This is a genomic window from Halomonas stenophila, assembly GCF_014192275.1.
Classification (GTDB): Bacteria; Pseudomonadota; Gammaproteobacteria; order Pseudomonadales; family Halomonadaceae; genus Halomonas; species Halomonas stenophila.
The window spans coordinates 128,346-151,790 of sequence record NZ_JACHXR010000003.1 but is presented as its reverse complement, the minus strand read 5'-3'; the positions used below and the strand labels follow the sequence as shown (position 1 = coordinate 151,790).

Annotated in this window: 19 protein-coding genes; 10 read left to right on the top strand and 9 right to left on the bottom strand. The window is 68.3% G+C overall.

The window, feature by feature from the left end:
- Positions 1–110: 110 nt before the first annotated feature.
- Both rnpA and rpmH read right to left on the bottom strand, forming a co-directional pair.
- On the bottom strand, positions 111–515 hold the full coding sequence (gene rnpA / locus FHR97_RS07225; RefSeq protein WP_183383096.1) for a ribonuclease P protein component: 405 nt from the start codon (positions 513–515) through the stop codon (positions 111–113).
- A 14-nt stretch (positions 516–529) separates the two neighbouring features.
- The gene (gene rpmH / locus FHR97_RS07220) at positions 530–664 is read right to left on the bottom strand and encodes a 50S ribosomal protein L34 (RefSeq protein WP_008959105.1); all 135 of its coding nucleotides are present in this window, start codon (positions 662–664) and stop codon (positions 530–532) included.
- A gap of 515 nt (positions 665–1,179) precedes the next feature.
- On the opposite strand from rpmH, the gene dnaA reads away from it, so the two are divergent.
- The 4 genes from dnaA to gyrB all read left to right on the top strand — a co-directional run bounded on the left by dnaA (position 1,180) and on the right by gyrB (position 7,403).
- Positions 1,180–2,643, top strand: coding sequence for a chromosomal replication initiator protein DnaA (gene dnaA / locus FHR97_RS07215; RefSeq protein WP_183383095.1), 1,464 nt, complete (start codon positions 1,180–1,182; stop codon positions 2,641–2,643).
- Positions 2,644–2,713: 70 nt separating this feature from the next.
- Positions 2,714–3,817 (top strand): DNA polymerase III subunit beta, encoded by a 1,104-nt coding sequence (dnaN, locus tag FHR97_RS07210; protein ID WP_183383094.1) that lies wholly within the window; start codon positions 2,714–2,716, stop codon positions 3,815–3,817.
- 38 nt (positions 3,818–3,855) lie between these two features.
- Positions 3,856–4,971: a DNA replication/repair protein RecF gene (gene recF, locus FHR97_RS07205; protein ID WP_183383093.1), complete on the top strand. Its 1,116-nt coding sequence runs from the start codon at positions 3,856–3,858 to the stop codon at positions 4,969–4,971.
- Positions 4,972–4,982: 11 nt separating this feature from the next.
- The gene (gyrB, locus tag FHR97_RS07200) at positions 4,983–7,403 is read left to right on the top strand and encodes a DNA topoisomerase (ATP-hydrolyzing) subunit B (protein ID WP_183383092.1); all 2,421 of its coding nucleotides are present in this window, start codon (positions 4,983–4,985) and stop codon (positions 7,401–7,403) included.
- A gap of 783 nt (positions 7,404–8,186) precedes the next feature.
- On the opposite strand, the gene gmhB is transcribed toward gyrB, so the two are convergent.
- From gmhB to glyQ, 3 genes are all read right to left on the bottom strand, one after another.
- On the bottom strand, positions 8,187–8,735 hold the full coding sequence (gmhB, locus tag FHR97_RS07195; protein ID WP_183383091.1) for a D-glycero-beta-D-manno-heptose 1,7-bisphosphate 7-phosphatase: 549 nt from the start codon (positions 8,733–8,735) through the stop codon (positions 8,187–8,189).
- A gap of 276 nt (positions 8,736–9,011) precedes the next feature.
- Positions 9,012–11,078: a glycine--tRNA ligase subunit beta gene (gene glyS / locus FHR97_RS07190; RefSeq protein WP_183383090.1), complete on the bottom strand. Its 2,067-nt coding sequence runs from the start codon at positions 11,076–11,078 to the stop codon at positions 9,012–9,014.
- Position 11,079: 1 nt separating this feature from the next.
- Entirely contained in the window at positions 11,080–12,027 is a 948-nt protein-coding gene (gene glyQ, locus FHR97_RS07185; protein WP_183383089.1) for a glycine--tRNA ligase subunit alpha, read from the bottom strand.
- A 272-nt stretch (positions 12,028–12,299) separates the two neighbouring features.
- Here glyQ and rfaD point away from each other — a divergent pair, with 272 nt between their 5' ends.
- Positions 12,300–13,256 (top strand): ADP-glyceromanno-heptose 6-epimerase, encoded by a 957-nt coding sequence (rfaD, locus tag FHR97_RS07180; protein WP_183383088.1) that lies wholly within the window; start codon positions 12,300–12,302, stop codon positions 13,254–13,256.
- On the top strand, positions 13,249–14,262 hold the full coding sequence (gene waaF / locus FHR97_RS07175) for a lipopolysaccharide heptosyltransferase II (protein ID WP_183383087.1): 1,014 nt from the start codon (positions 13,249–13,251) through the stop codon (positions 14,260–14,262). The genes rfaD and waaF overlap by 8 nt, the downstream gene beginning before the upstream one ends.
- Here the strand turns inward: waaF and FHR97_RS07170 are convergent.
- Genes FHR97_RS07170 through FHR97_RS07160 form a run of 3 tightly spaced genes read right to left on the bottom strand, consistent with a single transcriptional unit; the run spans position 14,213 to position 17,725 of the window.
- Positions 14,213–15,874, bottom strand: coding sequence for a sulfatase-like hydrolase/transferase (locus FHR97_RS07170; protein WP_183383086.1), 1,662 nt, complete (start codon positions 15,872–15,874; stop codon positions 14,213–14,215). The genes waaF and FHR97_RS07170 overlap by 50 nt on opposite strands.
- Positions 15,867–16,640 (bottom strand): glycosyltransferase family 2 protein, encoded by a 774-nt coding sequence (locus FHR97_RS07165; RefSeq protein ID WP_183383085.1) that lies wholly within the window; start codon positions 16,638–16,640, stop codon positions 15,867–15,869. The genes FHR97_RS07170 and FHR97_RS07165 overlap by 8 nt, the downstream gene beginning before the upstream one ends.
- Positions 16,637–17,725, bottom strand: coding sequence for a glycosyltransferase family 9 protein (locus FHR97_RS07160; protein ID WP_183383084.1), 1,089 nt, complete (start codon positions 17,723–17,725; stop codon positions 16,637–16,639). The genes FHR97_RS07165 and FHR97_RS07160 overlap by 4 nt, the downstream gene beginning before the upstream one ends.
- Positions 17,726–17,762: 37 nt before the next feature.
- On the opposite strand from FHR97_RS07160, the gene FHR97_RS07155 reads away from it, so the two are divergent.
- Positions 17,763–18,896 carry a glycosyltransferase family 4 protein gene (locus tag FHR97_RS07155; protein WP_246403825.1) on the top strand — a complete coding sequence of 378 codons (1,134 nt, stop codon included), beginning with the start codon at positions 17,763–17,765 and terminating at the stop codon, positions 18,894–18,896.
- 18 nt (positions 18,897–18,914) lie between these two features.
- On the opposite strand, the gene FHR97_RS07150 is transcribed toward FHR97_RS07155, so the two are convergent.
- Positions 18,915–19,631 (bottom strand): 3-deoxy-D-manno-octulosonic acid kinase, encoded by a 717-nt coding sequence (locus tag FHR97_RS07150; RefSeq protein WP_183383083.1) that lies wholly within the window; start codon positions 19,629–19,631, stop codon positions 18,915–18,917.
- Here FHR97_RS07150 and FHR97_RS07145 point away from each other — a divergent pair.
- From FHR97_RS07145 to waaA, 3 genes are read left to right on the top strand one after another with little or no spacing between them, the layout of a single operon-like run.
- Positions 19,630–20,727, top strand: coding sequence for a glycosyltransferase family 9 protein (locus FHR97_RS07145; RefSeq protein WP_183383082.1), 1,098 nt, complete (start codon positions 19,630–19,632; stop codon positions 20,725–20,727). The two genes, FHR97_RS07150 and FHR97_RS07145, sit on opposite strands and share 2 nt — an antisense overlap.
- Positions 20,717–22,147, top strand: coding sequence for a bifunctional D-glycero-beta-D-manno-heptose-7-phosphate kinase/D-glycero-beta-D-manno-heptose 1-phosphate adenylyltransferase HldE (hldE, locus tag FHR97_RS07140; protein ID WP_183383081.1), 1,431 nt, complete (start codon positions 20,717–20,719; stop codon positions 22,145–22,147). The genes FHR97_RS07145 and hldE overlap by 11 nt, the downstream gene beginning before the upstream one ends.
- Positions 22,147–23,445, top strand: a complete 1,299-nt coding sequence (waaA, locus tag FHR97_RS07135; protein WP_183383080.1) for a lipid IV(A) 3-deoxy-D-manno-octulosonic acid transferase — start codon at positions 22,147–22,149, stop codon at positions 23,443–23,445. Before hldE ends, waaA begins: the two co-directional genes overlap by 1 nt.

Genomic DNA, 23,445 nt, shown 5'->3' with positions numbered 1-23,445 from the left:
GCAGGCTAGCGTTGGTCAGCAGAGCATCTGCTTTCGGCGTGACGGCGTCAAGAAGCGTGGTCATGCGCATGCAGGCTCCGCAGGGTGCCGACAGCGGTTGGCTGGGCGTGTCATCGACGCTCGGTCGCGAGGGCGCCGGTCGATTCTCTCCCTTCCCCCTTCCTCGCGTCCCGCTCCAGTCGTCGCCACATGCCGTGCAACTGGCGATGCACGGTCTCGTTGTCCAGCTCCTGCACCCCGCGTCGGGCGAGCAGCACGATATCCACGGCGGGGAGGCGATGCTGGCGAAGGCGAATGGATTCACGCGCGAGGCGCTTGAGGCGGTTGCGGTCGACGGCGCGCCGGACATTCTTCTTGCTGAAGATGAGCCCGAGGCGAGGATGTCCCAGGGAGTTGGGAGTGGCCAGGGCCATCAACCCCTTGCCGTGGACCTTGAAGGCAGCCGTATCAAAGACACGCCGATAGTCCCCGGCGTTGAGCAGCCTCAGCCGCCGGGGAAAGCCCTGACAGGACACGCGAGGTCCGCGCGTCAGGCGCTCAGGCGCTTGCGGCCCTTGGCGCGACGACGCGCCAGGACGGCACGACCGTTCTTGGTGGCCATGCGAGCACGGAAACCATGCGCGCGCTTGCGCTTGAGAACGCTGGGTTGAAAGGTGCGTTTCATAACTCGTTATTCCCACGTGGTTTTTGGAACAAATCGGCGATTCAGAGGCGCCCGGGTTCCGATGGGGAATCCGGGTAGATTCGGCTCAAGACCGGAAATTGTAGTGATTTCGAGCCGCCAGCGCAATTTTTCCGTGCGCCCCAGGATAGCTGTCGCTGCGCCGGCTCCGCCGCGTAGGCACTATCATTACTAATTATGAAGTTCTATTGAGCCCTGTTATTACTAGTGGGGAAAGTTATTGTGGACAAGTCTGAATATCGTGCTCGATTCAATCATCTATGGAAAAGACAGGGCTGTGGACAGTGGGGGGATGCCCGGTCCGCAACCTGTTGATGAGCGGTGGGTCGATCCGTGAGCTGTCCACAGTCACAGGATTCTTCACGTTCGGCACCCAGATTGTCCCTGAGGCAACGGCAGGTTTTCCACAGCACTTCCCGCCACCGTGCCTCATGTGGATAACCCGGCGGCAGGACGATACAATGTGCGGTCGTTCTTCAACCGAATGGTGAGGTCGCGTGTCGCTCGCTCTCTGGCAACAATGTCTGGATACCCTGCAGGACGAACTGAACTCCCAGCAGTTCAACACCTGGATCCGTCCGCTGCAGGCGGAGGAAGGGGAATCCAACCAGCTGCGCCTGCTGGCGCCCAATCGCTTCGTGCGCGACTGGGTCAGCGACAAGTATGCCAAGCGCATCAGCGAGCTGATGCGGGAGCTGTCGCCGGCCAAGCCGCCCAAGGTCGTCCTCACCGTGGGCAGTCGCCGGGCGGCCGCGCCTGCGCCCCAGCCTCGCGAGCTGGGCGATCCGATCTCCGCCGCGCCCCGGGCGCCGGCCGTGCAGACGCCTCCGCGGGGAGACGTGGCCGATGAGCGCGAGATCGATCAGCTCCGGGGGGAGGGGGAGGGCGCCCGCCGTGCCACGGGAGAGCGCCAGGTCCAGGTGGAGGGCAGCCTCAAGCACAACAGTGGCCTGAATCCCAACTTCACCTTCGAGACCTTCGTCGAGGGCAAGTCCAACCAGCTGGCACGCGCCGCGTCCCGCCAGGTGTCGGAGAACCCGGGAGGCGCCTACAATCCCCTCTTTCTCTACGGCGGGGTCGGCTTGGGCAAGACCCACCTGATGCATGCCGTCGGCAATGCGCTGGCGGGCCGACGCGAGAACGCCCGGGTGGTCTACCTGCACTCCGAGCGCTTCGTCGCCGACATGGTCAAGGCCCTCCAGCTCAACGCCATCAACGACTTCAAGCGCTTCTATCGCAGCGTCGATGCCCTGTTGATCGACGATATCCAGTTCTTCGCCGGCAAGGAACGCTCCCAGGAGGAGTTCTTCCATACCTTCAATGCCCTGCTCGAGGGCGGTCAGCAGATGATCCTGACCTCGGATCGCTACCCCAAGGAAATCAGTGGGGTGGAAGAGCGGCTCAAGTCCCGCTTCGGCTGGGGGCTGACGGTGGCGATCGAGCCGCCGGAGCTCGAGACTCGGGTGGCGATCCTGATGAAGAAGGCCGATCAGGCCAAGGTCGATCTGCCCCATGACGCGGCCTTCTTCATCGCCCAGAAGATCCGCTCCAATGTCCGGGAACTGGAGGGCGCGCTCAAGAAGGTCATCGCCGACTCCCACTTCATGGGCAAGTCGATCACCCAGGACTTCATTCGCGAATCCCTCAAGGACCTGCTGGCCCTGCAGGACAAGCAGGTGGGGGTGGACAACATCCAGCGCACCGTGGCCGAGTACTACAAGATCAAGCTGGCCGATCTGCTCTCAAAGCGTCGCTCGCGCTCGGTGGCGCGGCCACGGCAGGTCGCCATGGCGCTGGCCAAGGAATTGACCAATCATAGCCTGCCCGAGATCGGTGATGCCTTCGGTGGACGTGATCACACCACGGTGCTGCATGCCTGTCGCAAGGTGCAGGCGCTTCAGGAAGAAAGCGCGGACATCCGCGAGGACTACAAGAATCTTTTGCGTATTTTAACCAGCTGATTTTATTGATATTTGATCGACCGGTCGGGTCGCCGGCCTCAATCTCTCCAGGACCAGAAGTGGAGTCGACATGAAATTTTCCATCTCCCGAGAAGCGCTGCTGCGCCCCTTGACGCTGGTGGCCGGCGTCGTGGAGCGCCGCCAGACCCTGCCGGTGTTGTCGAACGTGCTGATCCAGGTCGACCAGGATCAGGTCTCGTTGACCGGTACCGACCTCGAAGTCGAGTTGATCGGGCGCACCGCGGCCAGTCTCGTGGAGGAGGCGGGAGCCGCCACCGTGCCGGCTCGCAAGCTCATGGATATCTGCAAGTCGCTGCCCGACCAGGCGGAGATCCAGCTGTCCCTGGAAGAGGGGCGTGCCGTGCTGCGCAGTGGCCGGTCGCGCTTCACCCTGTCGACCCTGCCGGTGGCCGAGTTCCCGAACATCGAGGATGGCCAGAGCAGCGTCGAGCTGAGCCTGCCGCGGGGCACCCTGAAGCACCTCATCGATGCCACCTCCTTCGCCATGGCGCAGCAGGACGTGCGTTACTACCTCAACGGCATGCTGCTGGAGTTCGGGCCCAACCTGGTACGTACGGTGGCAACCGACGGCCATCGCCTGGCGGTGTGTTCCCGTCCCGCGGAGATCAGTGTCGAACCCGCCCAGAAGTTGATCGTGCCGCGCAAGGGCGTGATGGAACTGGTGCGCTTGCTCGACGACGGTGACGAGCCGGTCAGCCTGACCCTGGGCGCCACCCATGTGCGAGCCCATACGGGGGATTTCACCTTCACCTCCAAGCTGGTGGATGGCAAGTTCCCCGACTACGAGCGAGTGGTACCCCGCGGCGGCGACAAGGTGTTCATCGCCGAGCGGGCCGAGTTGCGCCAGGTGCTGTCGCGCACGGCCATCCTCTCCAACGAGAAGTACCGGGGCGTGCGCCTCAACCTCGAGGAAGGCAACCTGCGCGTGATGGCCAACAATCCCGAGCAGGAAGAGGCCGAGGAAAACGTGGCCATCGAGTACAGTGGTTCGGCCATGGAGATCGGCTTCAATGTCGGCTACCTGGTCGACGTGCTCAACGTGCTCGGGGAGGACCGGGTACAGATGACGCTCGCCGATCCCAACAGCAGTGCCCTGATGGAAGAGCCCGGTGGTGGCGACGCCCTCTATGTCGTCATGCCGATGCGCCTCTGAGCGCGCCGAGCCCGTCATTGGCGAGTAGCTCCCCGGCCATGCCCCTCGATCGTCTCGCCTTCCAGGGCCTGCGCAACCTGCAGGCCCTGGAGCTGCATCCTTCCCCGCGCATCAACCTCTTCGTCGGTGATAACGGCAGTGGCAAGACCAGCCTGCTGGAGGGCATCCATGTGCTCGGCATGGGGCGATCCTTCCGTACGCGCCAGTTGCGCCATGCCATCGCCCACGATGGCGAGAGCGTGACCCTCCATGGGCGACTGGCCGGCGACCCGCCTCTGGGCATCGGCGTGCGACGTCGCCGCGATGCCAGCGAGCTGGAGATGCGCCTGGGCGGCGAGAAGTTGGAGCGTGTCTCCCGGCTGGTGGAGGTGCTGCCACTGCAGCTGATCAATCCGGATGCCTTCCGTCTGCTCGAGGGCTCGCCGGCGGGGCGGCGGGAGTTTCTCGACTGGGGCGTGTTTCACGTGAAACAGGACTTCCTGGGTGTCTGGCGACGCTTCCGGCGCGCGCTGAAACATCGGAATGCCCTCCTCAGGCATGGTAGAATGAGCGATGCTTCACTGAACGCCTGGGAACAGGAACTGGTGCTGTGGGGCGAGCGATTGGACGCTTTGCGCCGGGACTGGATGGCTGCCTTCCAGCCGGTGTTCGCGGAGACGCTGGAGGGGTTGATCAGCCTGCCGGGGTTGGAACTGCGCTACTCGCAAGGCTGGGACCGCAAGCGCCCTCTGGCCGAGGTCCTTCGCCAGGGCAGGGACACCGATCGCCAGATGGGATTCACCCAGCAGGGGCCGCAACGGGCCGATCTCGGGATCCGCCTGGGCAAGCGGCCGGCGGTGGAGGTGCTGTCACGCGGCCAGCAGAAGCTGGTGGTCAGCGCTCTCAAGCTGGCACAGGGCCGCCTGCTGGAGCAGGCCACCGGCCTTTCCTGCGTCTACCTGATCGACGATCTCCCCGCCGAGCTGGACAGCGCGCATCGCCGCATCTTCTGCGAATGGCTGGAGGGCATGCGCTGCCAGGCGTTCATCACCAGCGTCGATCCGGATGCCCTGGCCGACCTGTGGAGTGCACAGACCCCGGTCGCGATGTTTCACGTGAAACAGGCCGGGACGGGGCAGGGGCAGCTGCTGCCAATGGACAGACAGACTTCATGACGGAGTAGTCAATGAGCGAACAGGCTTACGACTCATCGAGCATCAAGGTTCTCAAGGGCCTGGATGCGGTACGCAAGCGGCCCGGCATGTACATCGGCGACACCGATGATGGGACAGGCCTGCACCACATGGTGTTCGAGCTGGTGGACAACTCCATCGATGAATCCCTGGCCGGCCATTGCAGCGAGATCCGGGTGGTGATCCACCCCGATGAATCGATCACGGTGAGCGACAACGGTCGCGGGATCCCCACCGAGATCCACGAGGGCGAGGGCGTCTCGGCGGCCGAGGTGATCATGACCGTGCTGCATGCCGGCGGCAAGTTCGACGACAATTCCTACAAGGTCTCCGGAGGCCTGCATGGGGTGGGGGTCTCGGTGGTCAATGCGCTCTCCGAAGAGCTCAAGCTGACCATCTGGCGTCAGGGCCAGGTCCACGAGCAGATCTACCACCATGGCGTTCCGGCGAGCCCGCTCAGCGTGGTCGGCAAGACCGAGCAGACCGGCAGTCGCGTGCACTTCAAGCCGTCCCCGGCCACCTTCCACAACATCGAGTTCCACTATGATGTGCTCGCCAAGCGGCTGCGGGAACTCTCCTTCCTGAACTCCGGCGTGGCGATCCGGCTGATGGACGAGCGCAGCGGCAAGGAGGAGCTGTTCCACTACGAGGGCGGCCTCAAGGCCTTCGTCGACCACCTGAACACCAACAAGACGGTGCTCAATCCGGTCTTCCACTTCAATGTGGAGCGTGAGGATGGCGTCGGTGTCGAGGTGGCGATGCAGTGGAACGACACCTTCGCCGAGAATATCTTCTGCTATACCAACAACATCCCCCAGCGAGACGGCGGTACCCACCTGGCCGGCTTCCGGGCCTCCCTGACCCGCACGCTCAACCATTACATCGATAGCGAGGGGTTGCTGAAGAAGACCAAGGTGAACACCTCCGGGGACGATGCCCGGGAGGGGCTCACGGCCATCATCTCGGTCAAGGTGCCCGATCCCAAGTTCTCCTCACAGACCAAGGACAAGTTGGTCTCATCCGAGGTCAAGACGGCTGTAGAGCAGGAAATGGGCCGGCAGTTTGCTGACTACCTGGTCGAAAAGCCCAATGAGGCCAAGGCCATCGTCAACAAGATGCTGGATGCGGCCCGGGCCCGGGAGGCGGCGCGCAAGGCCCGCGACATGACCCGTCGCAAGGGAGCCCTGGATATCGCCGGCCTGCCCGGCAAGCTGGCCGACTGCCAGGAAAAGGATCCCAGCCTCTCCGAACTCTTCCTGGTCGAGGGTGACTCGGCCGGCGGGAGTGCCAAGCAGGGGCGCGATCGTCGCACCCAGGCGATCCTGCCGCTCAAGGGCAAGATCCTCAACGTGGAGAAGGCGCGCTTCGACAAGATGCTGTCCTCCGCCGAGGTGGGCACCCTGATCACGGCGCTGGGCTGCGGCATCGGCCGGGAGGAGTTCAATCCCGACAAGCTGCGCTATCACTCGATCATCATCATGACCGATGCCGATGTGGATGGCTCGCATATCCGTACCCTGTTGCTCACTTTCTTCTTCCGCCAGATGTCGCAGCTCATCGAGCGCGGTCATGTCTTCATCGCGCAGCCGCCGCTCTACAAGATCAAGCGCGGCAAGCAGGAAAGCTACCTCAAGGACGAGCAGGCACTGACCGACTACCTGACCACCACGGCGCTGGATGGAGCGCGTCTGCACGTCAATGCCGACGCCCCGGGGATCGGCGGGGAACAGCTGCAGTCGCTGGTCGACCAGTACCGTGACGTCATGCGCCGCATCGACCGCCTGTCGCGGGTCTACCCGGACGTGGTGCTGCGCAAGATCGTGCATGCGGCCCGCCTCGAGGGCGAGACCAGCCTGCGCGATCGCGTGACCATGCAGAACTGGATCGAGTACCTGCAGGCCGAGATGGACGCCATCGTCGCCTACGAGGGCGGGCCCCGCTATACCTTCCGCCTGGAGGAGGACGCCGAGCGCGGTTTCTACCTGCCTGCTGTCAGCCTCACCGCCCATGGTGTCACCACCGACTACGTCTGGGGCGTCGACTTCTTCACCAGCGCCGATTACCGGGCCATCGCCGGTCTCGGCGAGACCCTGGATGGCCTGGTCGAGGAGGGCGCCTTCGTGGCCCGGGGCGATCGCCACAAGCCGATCGGCAGCTTCTACGATGCCCTGGAGTGGCTGATGAACGAGGCCCAGCGCGGCCTGTCCATCCAGCGCTACAAGGGACTGGGCGAGATGAATCCCGACCAGCTGTGGGAGACCACCATGGATCCCGGCACCCGCCGCATGCTGCGTGTCTCCATCGAGGATGCCGTGGCGGCGGACATGATGTTCAATACCCTGATGGGGGACGAGGTCGAGCCTCGCCGCGACTTCATCGAGCGCAATGCCCTGGTGGCCAACCTGGACGTGTGACGCCCGAGAGAGGATGTTTCACGTGGAACATCCGCTCCGTTCGCTATTCGAGAGGGAGGCCGGCTTAACAGCCGGCCTCTTTCTTGCTATGCGCCAGGCAATGGCGCATAGCGCCGTTCAGGCGCAAGCCGGTCGAGCGTGGCGGCTCGCGGGATGTCCTGGGAGGAGGGTCCCCTGCGGACCGCTGTAGCGGGAACCGTTGGCAGCCGAACAGCAGGGGTGTCCGTCGCGAGGTGGAATCCGAAGGAAGCTGTAGGCAAACTCCTGGCCCGACGGCCAGGCACCGCATAGGAGGCAGCCACCCCGGGGCGAGAGGGCCATGGCACTCGAAGCCCAATAGCTATCCCGAAGATGTGGCAGTAGAGGCAGTCGGTAGATGGGGGAAGGTCGTGCGCCTTGCTCTGGGAGGCCGGTTCGCCTGCCACGACACGGTGAGGTGCCGGGGAGGCGAGCAGGCATCAGCTGCGACCTTAGCCGGTTCTCCGATCAGGAGCCGAGGGGAGGCACCTGCACAGCGGATCGTCGACCGCTCCCGGATGAAAGCCGCGAAAGACGCCTCGGAGGGCTCTCGGTAACGGTGGCGGCCAGGGACTGCCAGGCGCTGCTCGCCTTCCACTCAGGGGGTGAATTGAATTTGGCGCAACGCCGCCCAGCCCGGCAATGGGGGCGGCAGGAACCGGGATCCCGTAGCGCAGTGGTGCGAGAGGGGGAAAGGGCAGGCCTCCCCGCCTGTGCGATCGTCGTCCACGGCGAAGATGATTCGTATATAGCTAATGTATCGACCTAGCCCAGCAGCCAGTCGGCAAAGGCGGCGAGGTCCGCGAAGACCCGGGCCCGCTCAAGCCCCTTGCCCTTGGCCAGTGTCCGCTCTCCCTTGCCGGTGCGTACCAGTACCGAATGGCAGCCGACCGCTTCCCCCGCCTGGAGGTCACGCAGGCTATCACCGACCATCCAGGCCCCCTGCAGGGAGGCTATCCCGAGGTCCTGGCGAATCTGCTCCAGAAGGCCCGGCAGGGGCTTGCGGCAGTCACAGTCATCGTCGGGGCCATGCGGGCAGTGGACGATCCGCCGGATCTCGCCGCCCCTGGCCTCGACCAGGGCCTCCAGTCGTTCGTGCATGGCCGCGAGCGTGGCTTCATCGTAGTAGCCCCTGGCAATACCGGACTGGTTGGTGGCGACGGCCACCGTCCAGCCGGCTCGCGACAGGCGGGCGATGGCGTCGATGGCGGAGGGGTAGGGAAGCCACTCATCCAGGGATTTCACGTAATCGTCGGAGTCCTGGTTGATGACGCCGTCGCGATCGAGGATGACCAGCTTGTTGGGTGTGGGCATGGGAGAACCTGAAGCAGGGAAGGAGTAGGCACGAGCGAGTGTTTCACGTGGAACATGCGCTGCCAAGTATCAGGATATATGGGGCGAGGGGCGAGGGGCGAGGGGCGAGGGGCGAGGGGCGAGGCAGAGCGTGTTGTCCGTTCCATGCTGTAGCAACCAGGTTACTACCTTACCCCTTACCCCTTACCCCTTACCCCTTACCCCCATGTTCCACGTGAAACATCGGCAAAAAAGGGCCGGCGAGTCGCCGTGCCGGCCCGGGTCATCGAGTCGCTGTCATTGCTGGAGCTGGGCGATATCCGCGACCTCGAGAAACAGCGCCTGCAGGCTCGCCAGCAGGGCAAGGCGGTTGCGCTTCACCGCCTCGTCCTCGGCCATCACCATCACCTGGTCGAAGAAGGTGTCCACCGGCCGGCGCAGGGTCGCCAGTACGTCCAGGGCGTCGCTGTAGCGCGCCTCGGCGAACAACGGGGCGACCCTTTCCTGGCAGCTCACCAGGGCCTCGGCCAGGGCCTTCTCGGCCGCCTCCTGAAGCAGGGCGGCGTCCACCCGGGCGCTGACGTCATCCCCTTGCTTGGAGAGGATGTTGGAGACGCGCTTGTTGGCGGCGGCCAGGGCGGCGGCCTCCTCGCGGCGGGCGAAGGCATGCACGGCATGGAGCCGGCGGGCGAAGTCCAACGGCTTGGTGACGGGCCGGGCGCGCACGGCCAGGTAGACTTCGGCCTCGATGCCCTCGTCCCGGCCCCAGGCCCGGAAGCGATCGAGCATGTAGGTCAGCACCTCGTCGACCAGGCCCTCGGCGTAAGGCAACTCCTGATGCTGGGCGGCGGCCAGTTCGAGCAGCTCGCGCAGGTCCAGGTCGAGTTCGCCCTTGATCAGGATGTTGAGCACGCCAATGGCGGAACGGCGCAGGGCGAACGGATCCTTGGTGCCGCTGGGACGCTGACCGATGCCGAAGATGCCGGTCAGGGTATCGAGGCGGTCGGCCAGGGCCAGCGCCAGGCCGGTGGGCGTCCGGGGGATGGCGTCACCGGCGAAGCGCGGCAGGTACTGCTCCTCCAGGGCCTGGGCGACCTCGGCGGGTTCGCCGTCATGGGTGGCGTAGTAGCGCCCCATGATGCCCTGCAGTTCGGGGAACTCCAGGACCATCTCGGTCACCAGGTCGCACTTGGCCAGCTCGGCGGCGCGTCGGGCATGGGCCACCTCGCCGTCGATGCGACCGGCGATGAAGGCGGCCACGGCGGCGCTGCGATGGGCCTTGTCGGCCAGGGTGCCGAGCTTCTGCTGGAAGACCACGCTGGAGAGCTCTTCGATGCGCTCGGCCAGCGGCCGCTGGCGATCGGTGTCGTAGAAGAAGGCGGCATCGGCCAGCCGCGGGCGGATGACCTTCTCGTTGCCCTGGATCACCAGCTCGGGCGACTGGCTGTCGATATTGGAGATGGTGATGAACTGCGGCTTGAGCCGACCCTGTACATCCAGCAGGTGGAAGTATTTCTGATTGGCCTTCATCGAGGAGATCAGGCACTCGGCGGGGACCTCGAGGAAGCGCTCGTCGAAACTACCGGTCAGTGCCACCGGCCATTCCACCAGGCCGCTCACCTCGACCAGCAGGTCCTCGTCGATCACCGCCTGGGCCTCCTGTACCTCGGCCTCGGCCAGTACCTGTTCGCGGATGCGCTCGCGGCGCATCCCGCGATCGGCGAGCACCCAGGCCTGCTCCAGGGTGGTCAGGTAGTCGTCGGCATGGGAGAGCTCGATGGGGGCCGGGGCGTGGAAACGATGACCGCGGGTGGTGCGGCCGGCCTCGAGGCCCAGGGCGCTGGCGGCGACGACCCGGTCGCCGTAGAGCATCACCAGCCAGTGGGCGGGCCGGGAGAATTCCACCCGCGAGGCCCCCCAGCGCATGTTCTTGGGCACCGGCAGGGCGGCGATGGCCTTCTCGACGATCCCCGGCAGCAGCGCGGTAGTGGCCTCGCCCTGCTGCTGCTCGCGGTAGCCGAGCCAGGTGCCCTTGGCGGTCTCCAGGTGAATCAGCTCGTCCACCGACACGCCACAGGAACGGGCGAACCCCTCGGCGGCCTTGGTCGGCTGGCCGTCCTTGAAGGCGGCGGCCAGGGCAGGGCCGCGGCGCTCGACCTCGCGGTCCGGCTGCTTGTCGGCCAGCGCCTTGACCTGCACGGCGAGGCGGCGCGGGCTGGCGTAGGCGGTCACCTCGCCGTGGGCGATATCGGCCTCGGCCAGGCCGCGGGTCAGGCCCTCGGCGAAGGCATCGGAGAGGTCGTCGATCGCCCCCGGCGGCAGTTCCTCGACGCCCAGTTCGACCAGAAAGGTATCGGCTGCCATCTCAAGCGTCTCCCTGTTCGGCAAGCAGTTCGTGGCGCAGGGCTTCGGGAGCCAGCGGGAAGCCGGCGGCCTTGCGCGATTCGTAGTAGGCGTGGGCCACTTCACGGGCCATGGTGCGCACGCGCAGGATGTAGCGCTGGCGTTCGGTCACCGAGATGGCATGGCGCGCATCGAGCAGGTTGAAGGTGTGCGAGGCCTTCAGGACCTGCTCGTAGGCGGGCAGCGGCAGGCCGGCCTCGATCAGCTTGGCGCATTCGCCTTCCTGATGGTCGAAGGCACCGAACAGGGCCGGCACGTCGGCGTGCTCGAAGTTGTAGGTCGACTGCTCGCGTTCGTTCTGCAGGAAGACGTCGCCGTAGGTGACTCGGGTGCCGTCCGGGGCGACGGTCCAGACCAGGTCGTAGACGCTGTCGACGTCCTGGACGTACATGGCGATGCGCTCGATGCCGTAGGTCAGCTCGCCGGTGACCGGGTAGCACTCCAGGCCGCCGGCCTGCTGGAAGTAGGTGAACTGGGTCACCTCCATGCCGTTGAGCCAGACCTCCCAGCCTAGCCCCCAGGCGCCCAGGGTCGGGGACTCCCAGTTGTCCTCGACGAAACGGATATCATGAACCAGGGGGTCGAGACCGAGACGCTTCAGGGAGCCGAGATAGAGGTCCTGCAGGTCCGCCGGGGACGGCTTCATCACCACCTGGAACTGGTAGTAGTGCTGCAGGCGGTTGGGGTTCTCGCCGTAGCGGCCGTCGGTGGGGCGACGGGAAGGCTGCACGTAGGCGGCATTCCAGGTCTCGGGACCGATGGAGCGCAGGAAGGTGGCCGGGTGGAAGGTCCCGGCGCCGACCTCCATGTCCAGGGGCTGGAGGACCACGCAGCCCTGTTCGGCCCAGTACTGCTGCAGGGCCAGGATCAGGCCCTGGAAGGTTGTCACGTCTGGCGTCGACTGTGTCATTGCGGAAGCACCGTTGGCCATGAATTCACGAGCCGTCAAGTATACAATCACGGGCAGATCGGTTATAGGCGCAGCCCGGAATACATGGGGCCATCGCCGTCGAGCGAGTGCTCGGGGCTGATCCGTCGACGGGGATGCGAGAGGGCGCTGTGAACCCCTCCCTGGGCGCTACCGACGCCATCCCTGGCGTAGGACCCTCTCTTCGCCCCGTCCCCGGCGCCCCGCGTCATCGGCCAACCGCAATGGTCTCAATCGCATAGAGAGGAATCCTCATGATCGTAGTGACAGGCGGAGCCGGCTTCATCGGCTCGAATCTGGTCAAGGCACTCAATGCCCGCGGCCGCGACGACGTGCTGGTGGTCGACGACCTCCGCGACGGCACCAAGTTCGTCAACCTCGCCGACTGTACCCTCGGCGACTACCTGGACAAGGACGACTTCCTGGCCCGGGTGCGGGCCGCCCTCAACGGCGAGAATCCGCACCTGCCGCCCATCGAGGCGATCTTCCACCAGGGCGCCTGCTCCGACACCACGGAGTGGGACGGCCGCTTCATGCTCGAGAACAACTTCGAGTACTCCAAGGAGCTGCTGCACTTCTGCCAGCTCAAGGGCATTCCCTTCCTCTATGCCTCCTCGGCGGCCACCTACGGCGGCAGCGAGGTGTTCCGCGAGGAGCCCGAGCACGAGAAGCCGCTCAACGTCTACGGCTACTCCAAGCTGCTGTTCGACCAGTACGTGCGCACCCGCCACGACGACTTCGAGAGCCAGGTGGTCGGCTTCCGCTACTTCAACGTCTACGGCCCCCGCGAGCAGCACAAGGGCAAGATGGCCAGCGTCGCCTATCACCACCATACCCAGGTCAGCGCCGGCCAGGACCTCAAGCTGTTCGGTGCCTGGGACGGCTATGAGGCCGGCATGCAGAGCCGCGACTTCATCTACGTGGGCGACGTGGTCGACGTCAACCTGTGGTTCCTGGACCATCCCGAGGCCTCCGGCATCTTCAACCTGGGCTCCGGCCGCGCCGAGCCCTTCAAGGCCATCGGCGAGGCGGTGATCGACTACTACGGCCAGGGCCGGATCGAGTACATCGATTTTCCCGAGGAGCTCAAGGGCCGCTACCAGAGCTACACCCGGGCCGACATCGCCCGGCTGCGCGAGGCCGGCTATGACCACGAGTTCCGCACCGTCGCTGAGGGCGTGCGGGCCTATCTGGAGTGGCTGAATGGCTGAGCCGGGCGAGCGTATCCTGGTCGTCGGCCCCTCCTGGGTCGGCGACATGGTCATGGCCCAGAGCCTGTTCAAGACGCTCAAGGGCCAGGACCCGGCGGCACGCATCGGCGTGGTGGCGCCGGCCTGGTCGCGGCCGATCCTCGAGCGGATGGCCGAGGTCGACGAGGTGGCCGCCCTGGCGGTGGGCCACGGCGAGTTCGGCTGGTCGGGTCGGCGCCGGCTGGCGGCCGGGCTGCGCGGACGCTTCGACCGCGCCATCGTCCTGCCGCGCTCCTGGAAGTCGGCGCTGGTGCCCTTCCTGGCGCGCATTCCCCGTCGTACCGGCTTCCTCGGCGAGCAGCGTTATGGCCTGCTCAACGATCGTCGCGAGCTCGACAAGACGGTCCTCGACCAGACCGTCAAGCGCTTCGTGGCCCTGGGCCTGCCGGCGGACGAGGCCGCGCGGGGCGACTTCGCCGTGCCGCGGCCGGTGCTGCGCCGCGACGACGCCAACCTGGCGGCCCTGCAGGCCGAGCACGGGCTGGGAACGCGACCGGCCATCGCCATGATGCCCGGTGCCGAGTACGGCCCGGCCAAGCAATGGCCGCTGGCCTACTTCCGGGAACTGGCCGAGGCGCTGGTGGCCGAGGGGCATGAGGTGCGTGTGCTGGGCGGCCCCAAGGAGGCGGAGGCCGGGGACGCCATCGCCACTGGCCTCGCGCATGTCCACAACCTCTGCGGCAAGACCCGTCTGGCGGATGCCGTGGACCTGCTCGCCGACTGCCGCCAGGCGGTGACCAACGATTCCGGCCTGATGCACGTGGCTGCCGCGGCGGGCACCCGGATCCAGGCGCTCTACGGTTCCTCCTCCCCGGCGTACACGCCGCCGCTCACCGAGGATGCCGTGATCCACTACCTGGCGCTGGATTGCTCCCCCTGCTTCCAGCGGACCTGTCCGCTGGGCCACACCAACTGCCTCAATCTGCTGACGCCGTCCCGGGTGCTCCGGGCGCTGCTGTCGACCTAGGCGGCGGGATTTCCGCCGGCGGGAAGGGCGGACGGATGTCGACACCCTGCCACAGGCGTTCCTGCAGGGCCGTCTCCTCCTTGAGCCGGGCGTTGAGGGTCTCCAGGCCGTGCTCCTCGACGAGGGTAGGGGCGCCGGCGAACAGCGAGACGCCGAGGCCGGCCCGGTGGCGGTCGAGGGAGAAGCCCATGGCTTCCAGCACCGTGGGCAGCACGTCCATGGTCGAGGCCTCGACCCGGATGCGGCGGGGCGGGAGATCATTGCCGATCAGCATGAAGGTGTTGGCGCGGGGCCCGGCGATCAGCCGGTCCCACGCCGAGACGCGCATGCTCAGGTGGTCGCTGGCGATCACCACCAGGGTATCCTCCAGCAGTCCCTCGGCCTCCAGGCGTCGCACCAGGCGGCTCACCAGCCAGGCCGAGCATTCCACCGAGTAGAGGATATCCACGCCGTCGAATTCCCCCTGCCGCTCGCGGCAGGCGCGCGCCGGGAAGCCGTTGGGCGGATGGGTGCCGAGACTCAGACTGACCAGCCCCCAGGGGCCTCCTTCGGCCTCGAGGCGGCGGACCTCTTCCTCCACGAAGCCGTAGAGGCTGTCATCGAAGAGGCCCCAGCTGTTCAGGTAGTCCGGATCGTCGAGGCGCGGCGCCAGGGTCTCGCGCCCCCGCACCCGATCGAAGCCATGGTCGGTATAGAAGCGCCCCTTGCCGGCGAAACGGGTGCTGGCGCCGCCGAGATAGCTCAGGGCATAGCCCCGGGCATCCAGCAGGTCGCCCAGGCAGGTGACCCCCGGGACGACTCGCTCGAGGGGCTCGAACTGGCGGTCGTGGAGCAGCCCGGCGGGCATCAGCGGCGTGCCGCACTGGCTGGCGATCATGCCGGCCATGGTCCAGCCGGTGTTGTCGAGCTGGCGCACGCCCTCGAAGACTACGCCTCGCTCCCCCAGCGCCGCGAGCGGGGCATAGGCGTCGCCGAAGCGTTCGCGGTTGGCATAGGTACGCTCCAGGCTCTCCAGGTAGAAGATCAGCAGGTTGGGGGGCGTCGGCGGCGCCTCGCGGATCACCGGCGCCACGTACTGGCGATCCAGCCAGGCGCCGTCCTCGGTAACGATGGCCGCCCCACGCTGGCCGAGATCGATCAGCAGGGGGTTGCCGACCAGCAGCGCTACGGCCAGCAGGCGTTCCCGTCGCCGCCAGCGGAAGTCGACGCGCACCAGCCAGGTGAAGGCCGCCAGCACCAGCAGCATGGCCAGGGTAAAGAGCGCGGCGACGACCAGTCGCCCGCCGCCGTGCTCGCTGATGCCCGCCTGGAGATGGAAGAAGACCGCGCCCAGGTCGACGATGCCGAAGCGGTCGGCCAGAAAGACGTAGATGCCCCACAGGATCAGCGGCACCAGCGACCAGGGCCAGACCCGGGCCGGCGGTTCGGGGGGAGGAGGTGCGCCCCAGCGCCACCGTCGAGCCAGGAACAGCCAGCCGGCGGCCAGTGGCACCAGCGTCATGTCCGGCAGGCGGGTGACGGTCACGGCGCTGAAGCCGAGGGCCAGGCCCAGGGTGAGCAGGGCCCACCAGCGCGGTCCACGCAGCCAGGGGGGCAGGGCGAGGTCAGACATGATCGGCGTCGGGGATCGTGCGCTCGTTCTCGTAGAGTTCGTTCAGCTTGGCATACTTCATGTAGGCATGAAATGCCGTGGTCATGGCCACGGTGAAGCCGTCCGGTCCCTGGAGCAGGCCGCCCTTGAGGATCAGCTTGCGGAAGCCGGCGCTGGTCGCGTGCAGGATGGGACGATACCGCGAGGGGGGCTTGCCCCGCTCCTTCATGGCCCAGGCGTCGCGGCTGGAGAGGGCATCGATGCGGATGATCCAGTGGGACAGGTCGCGGTAGGTGAAGTGGCGGATATGCGCCGAGAGGTCCACCACCCTGGGGGCCTGGACCGAGGAATGGGCTTTCTTCGGCAGGTAGCCGGCGTGGGTGCGGTTGTAGAGCCGGGTGACCGGATCGGGGTAGAAGCCCGCGGCGCGGATCCAGTGGTGGCCGGCGAAGTTGCGGCGCCGGAAGCGATAGGCCGTGCGGGGATCGTCCAGGGGCAGGCCGTGGATCGCCTCGACCGCGTCGTCGTCCAGGCGTTCGTCGGCGTCCAGCGCCAGAATCCAGTCGTGTCGTGCCTGGGGCACGGCGAAGGCCTTCTGGGGGCCGTCGCCCAGGTAGGGCTGATGGATGACCCTGGCGCCGGCGGCTTCGGCGAGCGCCACGGTATCGTCCTGGCTGCCGGAATCGACGACGATCACCTCGTCGCAGACCCGTTGCAGGGAGGCGACGCAGTCGGTGACGTTGTCGGCTTCGTTGAGCGTGATGATGATGCCGGTGATGGACGTCATGAATGAGGCTCGCTGATGGGGGAGGGTTGCAGCTGTCGGGCGATGCGCGCCGCGGCGTCGTCCAGGTCGATGGCCGTCATGTCCGCCTCGTGGGCGTCGTCGGGAGGGCAGAAGGCCAGGCGCCGGTCCTCGGCGTTGCAGGTCTGCCAGCGCAGCGGCGTCGCCGAGCGCCGCGAGGGGTAGAAACCGGCGGTGGGGCGGTTCAGGCAGGCCGCGATGTGCAGCGGCCCGGTGGAGCCCGCAATGAACAGATCCGCCGCCGCGAGACGGCGGGAGAAGGCCTCGAGCCCCGGGCTCGGCGGCAGGCGGTGGGCGGCCAGGCCGGCCTCGCGCAGGGTGGCGGCGAGGGCCTCGGCGTGGCCCTCCTCGCCGGGACCGGCGGTCAGCACCCAGGCCGGCGCCTCGCCCGTGGCGCGCAGGCGGGCATCCACGTCCCGCGCCAGGGTCGCATAGGCCTCGGCCGTCAGGTTGACCGCCGAGCCACCGCTGCCGGCATGCAGGAACAGCCAGGGGCACGCGGTCTCGAGGCCCAGGCTCGCGGCGATGGCATCCCGCTGCGCCGCCCGTTCCGCCGCGGACAGCGGCCAGTAGGGCGGTGCCGGCCGGGGCGGAGGCGACAGGCCCAGGGCGTCCACCAGGGCCTCGGCGAGCTCCAGGTTGTAGACGTACTCGGGTTTCTCCGAGCGCGACCTGCGCTGGGGGATGCGGCGGTTGTAGAATAGCTGCGCCCACTTGGTGGCCGGCGCCAGGCGCAGCGGGATGCCGGCTCGCCAGCCCAGCCAGCCGATGCGCGGCGTGGAGAACAGCGTCAGCAAGGCATCGAAGGGCTCGGCCTTCAGGCGGGCCAGCAGTGCGCATCGGGCCTCGCGGCCGGCGCCGTCGCCCGGGTCGAGGATCACCTCGTCGACCCAGGGGCAGGCGCGGGCCAGGGGGGCGGTATAGTCCGGGACCAGCACGCTGACATGGGGCCGCGGCGTGGCGGCCTTGAGGCCGGCCAGGGCCGGCCAGGCCAGCATGAAGTCGCCGAGCTTGTCGTTGCGCACCACCAGCAGGCGCGGCGGCCGTTGATCGGAGAAACTCGTCATCTGGGCTCCCGAGCCCCGACACCGAATGGAGGATGCCTTGAGACCCAAGGTCATGCAGCTCTGCCTCTCGAACGGCTGGGGCGGACTGGAAATGTATCCTGCGCGGATTATACCCGAGCTGGCCCGCCAGGGGTGGCAGGCCCACGGCCTGGCGCTGGAAGGCTCCCGGGTGGCGGCGAGCCTCGAGCAAGCGGGCGTCACGCCGTTGACGGTGCCGTCCCGCGGCCAGGCGCTGTGGCGGGTCGGACGCATACTCGCCTACCTGAAGGCCCACGAGATCGACGTGGTGCACTGCCACAAGTCCAGCGACCTGCGTCTGGGGGCGCTGCTGGCCACGCTGCGCCCGGGACTGCGGCTGTACTTCACCGACCACATGGGCGTCACCCGGCCCAAGCGGGACCCCTACCACCGCTGGGCCTACGGACGGCTGACCCGGTTGTTCTCGATCAGCGAGACCACGCGGGTCCGCAACCTCCGGGCCTTCCCGTTGCCCCCCGAGCGCATCCGCCGGCTCTACCTCGGCATCGACCCGTCGCCCTATGTCGCCGGCCTCGCCGCCGACCAGCGCCGGACACTGCGCGCCGAACTGGGCGTGCCGGAGGGCGCGGTGGCCATCGGGTTGCCGGGACGGATCACCCCGGGCAAGGGACAGGCGGTCTGGGTCGAGGCGTTGGCGCGGCTGGCCGTGGCGCGGCCCGAGCTGGCCTGGCACGGGGTGCTGATCGGCGGGCTCGGCGTCGGCGAGGGCAGCAACGAAGCCTTCGTGGCGGAGCTGCAGGCGCGGGTGGCGGCTCTGGGGCTCACCGAGCGAATCCGCTTCGCCGGCTTTCGAGGCGACCTGCCGCGCTGTCTCGAGGCCCTGGACATCGTCTGCGTGCCGTCGCGCAACGAGGCCTTCGGCCTCACCGTGATCGAGGCCATGGCCGCCGCCAGGCCGGTGGTGGGGGCCGACAGCGGGGCCATTCCCGAGCTGGTCGATGCCACCACCGGGCGCCTGGCCGCCCCGTCGGACCCCGACGCCTGGGCCGCGGCCCTGGGTGAGCTTTCCGCCGATGCTGCGCTGCAGCATCGGCTGGGCCAGGCCGGCCGGGCGCGGGTGCTCGAGGCCTTCACCCTCGCGGCCCATGTGCGTGCGCTGGTGGGAGAATACGCCGGCGAACCCGCCACCTAGCCTTCCCCCGGTGGCGTCTCAGGCAGGCGCGGGGGCCGAGTAGCCCTGGCGGATGTCGCCCATGGCCGCGCCGGCGTCGAACTTGACCAGCGAGCGGGCCAGCCGGTCGAGGTTGGCCTCCCGCCAGGCGCCGGGCGGTCGGCGCCGGCAGCGGTCGAGGTCGATCAGCCAGATACCGTCGTCGGGGGCCACCAGCAGGTTGCGGGCATTGAGGTCGACGTGGTCGAGGCCGGCATCGTGGAACCGGCGCACCGTGCGGCCCACCTCCCGCAGCAGGGCCGCATCGGCCTCGCCACTCGCCAGGCGCTCGGCCAGGGCCTGGGCGCCGGGCAGGCGAACGGTGAGCAGGGCGGCCTCGTAGGTGAGGCCGTGGCGGGTGACGCCGGCGGCCACCGGCCGGGGCACGGGCAGGCCGAGGTCGAAGAGCTCGGCGGTCAGGCGCATCTCGCGGAAGGCGCGGGTGCGTTCCCGCCCGGTCCACAGGTAGCGGGCCTCGCTCAGCCGGGCGACCAGGCCGCCGCGTCGGTAGGGGCGCAGGACCCACTGCTCGGCGCCGGCCTCGAGGAACAGGCTGGCGCCGCGGCCGGGCGCCTCGCCCACCACCCGGCCCGAGCGGCGCCAGTGGTCGGGGTCGAGGCTGTGCGGACCGATTTGTGGCGCCCCATCGGCGTCACATAAACTGTCCGCATCATATAGAATGAAAACCTTTCCCGTTCGATACGTTGCCAATCGCATGAAGCATCCTCTGCCCGCCCGACCCGAGCACATCGGCGTGTTGCGTCTCTCCGCCCTGGGCGATGTCTGCAACCTGGTGCCGACGGTACGTGCCCTGCAGCGCCAGTGGCCGGAGGCGCGCATCACCTGGATCATCGGCAAGGGCGAGCACAGTCTACTGGCCGGCCTTTCCGGGGTCGAGTTCGTTGTCTACGACAAGGCCTCGGGGATCGCCGGCATGCGCGCGCTCTGGCGAGAGCTCGCGGACACTCGCTTCGATGTCTTGCTGCACATGCAGCAGGCGCTGCGCGCCAGCGTGCTCTCGCTGGGCCTCAAGGCGGACGTGCGCGTCGGCTACGACAAGGCCCGTGCCAAGGATGCCCAGCACTGGTTCACCCATCGCCAGCTGGCGCCGCATCCCCGCGCCCATGTGGTGGACTCCTTCCTCGACTTCGCCCGGCTGCTCGGCGTGGAGGAGGCGTCCCCGCAATGGGACCTGGCGATCCCCGAGGCCGCCTTCGAGGAGGCCGCCGGGCTGACCGGTGACGCCCCCTACATGCTGATGAGTCCCTGTGCCAACCCCCGGCTGCGCAACTTCCGCAACTGGTCCGCCGAGGGCTATGCGGCGGTGGTCGAACACGGCTGGGTGCAGCATGGCCTGACGACCGTGCTCACGGGGGGCGGCAGTACCCCGGAGCGCGAGATGGGCAGCCGCATCCAGTCCCTCAGCCAGCCCGGCGCGGTGATCGATGCCATCGGCGCATCCTCGCTGAAGGGCCTGCTGGCGCTGATCGCCCGGGCCCGGGTGGTGGTGGCCCCGGACTCGGGCCCGGTCCACATGGCCAACGCCCTCGACACCCCGGTGGTCGGCCTCTTCGCCACCACCAACCCCGAACGCGCCGGCCCCTATCGCTGGCGCGACTTCGTGGTCAACCGCTATCCCGACGCGGTGACGACCTACCTGCACAAGGATCCCGAGACGCTGTCCTGGGGCCAGCGGGTGCGCCATCCCGATGCCATGTCGTTGATCCGGGCCGACGACGTCATCCGCAACCTCGAGGCGCTGCTCGCCGCCGCCTCGACCCGCAAGGAAACGGAGCCTTCCGATGAAGCTTGATCTGACCGCCCTGGAGCGCTCGCGCCTGCTGGTGGTGGGCGACGTCATGCTCGACCGCTACTGGCATGGTGGCACCTCCCGCATCTCCCCGGAGGCCCCGGTGCCGGTCGTGCGGGTCGACGAGGCCGAGGACCGCCCCGGCGGCGCGGCCAACGTGGCCCTCAACATCGCCTCCCTGGGGGCCCAGGCGGGGCTCGCCGGCCTGGTGGGCTACGACGAGAATGCCGACCGGCTGGAGAGTCGCCTGCAGGATGCCGGAGTGAGTACTCACTTCGCACGCAGCCGCGAGGTGCCGACCATCACCAAGCTGCGGGTCATGAGCCGCAACCAGCAGCTGATCCGCCTCGACTTCGAGCAGGGCCTCGGCGATGTCGATACCAGCAGCCTGGCCCTGCGGGTCGAGGAGGCCCTGCCCCGGGCCGACCTGGTGATCCTCTCCGACTACGGCAAGGGCACCCTGGCCGATGTCGAGGGGCTGATCGCCACGGTGCGCGGTGCCGGCAAGCGGGTCCTGGTGGATCCCAAGGGCGGTGACTTCCGCAAGTACCGCGGCGCCAGCGTGATCACCCCCAACCTGGCCGAGTTCGAGGCGGTGATGGGCGCCTGTCCCGACGATGCCACCCTGGCCACCAAGGGCGAGGCCCTGCGCGCCGAGCTGGAGCTGGAGGCGCTGTTGATCACCCGCAGCGAGAAGGGCATGACCCTGATCCGCGCCGACCACGAGCCCCTGCACCTGCCGACCCGGGCTCGGGAGGTCTTCGACGTGACCGGTGCCGGCGACACGGTGATCGGCGTGCTGGGCCTGGCGCTCGCCGCCGGCCATGGCTTCCCCGAGGCCATGACCCTGGCCAACCTGGCCGCCGGCCTGGTGGTCGCCAAGCCCGGGACCGCCACGCTGTCCATCGCCGAGCTCTACACCGCCCTGCACGGCGACAAGCTGGCCGAGTTCGGCGTCATCGGCGAGGCACCGCTGGGCGAGGCCGTTCGCGCCGCCCAGGCCCGCGGCGAGCGGGTGGTGATGACCAACGGCTGCTTCGACATCCTCCACGCCGGCCACGTGGCCTACCTCGAGCATGCCCGCCAGCTCGGCGACCGGTTGATCGTGGCGGTCAACGACGATGCCTCCATCGCGCGGCTCAAGGGACCCTCGCGGCCGATCAACCCCCTGGCCCGGCGCATGCAGGTGCTGGCCGGCCTGGGCGCCGTCGACTGGGTGGTGCCCTTCGCCGAGGACACCCCCCAGCGGCTGATCGAGGCGGTGCTGCCCGACGTGCTGGTCAAGGGCGGTGACTACCGACCCGAGCAGATCGCCGGCGGCGAGGCGGTGCGTGCCGCCGGGGGCGAGGTGAAGGTGCTCGGCTTCGAGGACGGCGTCTCCACCACGGCGATGATCGCCACCATCCTCGACCGCGAGACCTGATGGCGGGACACCCCTGGACGCGCCGGCTCTACTCCGCCGCCCTGCTGGCACTGTCGCCGCTGATCTGGCGGCGGGTCTGGCGGGAGCAACTGCCCGGCCGTCCCCGGGCCGAGCGGCTCGGCGCCATCCCGACGGCCTCCCCGGGCTCCCGCACCCTGTGGCTGCACTGCGCCTCGGTGGGGGAGGTCCAGGCCGCCCGGCCACTGATCGAGGCTCTGACCCGCGTGTATCCCGACCACCGGCTGGTCGTCACCACCATGACCGCCACCGGCGCCGAACGCAGCCTGGCGCTGGTGGAGAAGGCCGCGGAGCGGCGGGATGGCGGCGAAGTGAGTCATCACTTCGTGCCCCTGGACTTCCCCGGCGCGGCGCGGCGCTTCGTCGACCGGCTGCGCCCGCGGCTGGCGATCTTCTTCGAGACCGAGCTCTGGCCCAACCTGCTGGCGGCCTGCGACCGCCGGGGGGTGCCGGTGGCGGTGGTCAACGGCCGGCTCTCGCCACGGGCCTTCCGTCGCTACCGGCGCCTGGGGCGGCTGATGGCCGAGGCGCTCTCCCATGTGGCCTGGCTGGGAGCCAAGTCCGCAGCGGATGCCGAGCGGTTCCGGGCGTTGGGCATGGCGCCGGACGCCATTCGGGTGACCGGCTCGCTGAAGTTCGATCTGGCTCGCGACGAGGCGGCCCGCGAGGTGAGTGAGCGCTTGCGTCGCGAGCTCGGCGAGCGCCCGGTCTGGGTCGCCGGCTCGACCCATCCCGGCGAGGACGAGGCGGTACTCGAGGCCCATGCCCGACTGCGCGAGACGCGCCCCGAGGCGCTGCTGATCCTGGTCCCCCGCCACCCCCAGCGCTTCGCGGCGGTGGCCGAGCTCTGCGCGGCCCGGGGGCTGGCCACGGCGCGCCGCTCCCGGGACGAGGTCCCTACCGCCGAGACGGCGCTGTACCTGGGTGACACCATGGGCGAGCTCTCGTCCCTCTACGGGGCGGCGGACCTGGCCTTCGTGGGCGGCAGCCTGGTGCCGGTGGGCGGTCACAACCTGCTGGAGCCCGCCGCCATGGGACTGCCCGTGTTGACCGGGCCCGAGCTGGCCAACTTCTCCGACGTGGCCGAGGCGCTGCGCGAGCGGGAGGCGCTGGTGGAGGTCGCCGACGCCGAGGCCCTGGCCGACGAGCTGGATCGCCTGTTCGGCGATGCGGCGGAACGCGAGCGGCTCGCCACCGCCGGCCGGGCGGTGGTCGAGGCCAACCGCGGCGCCCTGGTCCGCACCCTGGCGGGCCTGGAACGCCTGCTCCCCGCGGAGTAA

Coding starts and splice junctions, on each gene's coding strand:
- rpmH (WP_008959105.1), bottom strand. CDS start 664: ATGAAACGCACCTTTCAACCCAGCGTTCTCAAGCGCAAGCGCGCGCAT.
- dnaN (WP_183383094.1), top strand. CDS start 2,714: ATGAAATTTTCCATCTCCCGAGAAGCGCTGCTGCGCCCCTTGACGCTG.
- recF (WP_183383093.1), top strand. CDS start 3,856: ATGCCCCTCGATCGTCTCGCCTTCCAGGGCCTGCGCAACCTGCAGGCC.
- gyrB (WP_183383092.1), top strand. CDS start 4,983: ATGAGCGAACAGGCTTACGACTCATCGAGCATCAAGGTTCTCAAGGGC.
- gmhB (WP_183383091.1), bottom strand. CDS start 8,735: ATGCCCACACCCAACAAGCTGGTCATCCTCGATCGCGACGGCGTCATC.
- glyS (WP_183383090.1), bottom strand. CDS start 11,078: ATGGCAGCCGATACCTTTCTGGTCGAACTGGGCGTCGAGGAACTGCCG.
- glyQ (WP_183383089.1), bottom strand. CDS start 12,027: ATGACACAGTCGACGCCAGACGTGACAACCTTCCAGGGCCTGATCCTG.
- rfaD (WP_183383088.1), top strand. CDS start 12,300: ATGATCGTAGTGACAGGCGGAGCCGGCTTCATCGGCTCGAATCTGGTC.
- waaF (WP_183383087.1), top strand. CDS start 13,249: ATGGCTGAGCCGGGCGAGCGTATCCTGGTCGTCGGCCCCTCCTGGGTC.
- FHR97_RS07170 (WP_183383086.1), bottom strand. CDS start 15,874: ATGTCTGACCTCGCCCTGCCCCCCTGGCTGCGTGGACCGCGCTGGTGG.
- FHR97_RS07165 (WP_183383085.1), bottom strand. CDS start 16,640: ATGACGTCCATCACCGGCATCATCATCACGCTCAACGAAGCCGACAAC.
- FHR97_RS07160 (WP_183383084.1), bottom strand. CDS start 17,725: ATGACGAGTTTCTCCGATCAACGGCCGCCGCGCCTGCTGGTGGTGCGC.
- FHR97_RS07145 (WP_183383082.1), top strand. CDS start 19,630: ATGAAGCATCCTCTGCCCGCCCGACCCGAGCACATCGGCGTGTTGCGT.
- FHR97_RS07150 (WP_183383083.1), bottom strand. CDS start 19,631: ATGCGATTGGCAACGTATCGAACGGGAAAGGTTTTCATTCTATATGAT.
- hldE (WP_183383081.1), top strand. CDS start 20,717: ATGAAGCTTGATCTGACCGCCCTGGAGCGCTCGCGCCTGCTGGTGGTG.
- waaA (WP_183383080.1), top strand. CDS start 22,147: ATGGCGGGACACCCCTGGACGCGCCGGCTCTACTCCGCCGCCCTGCTG.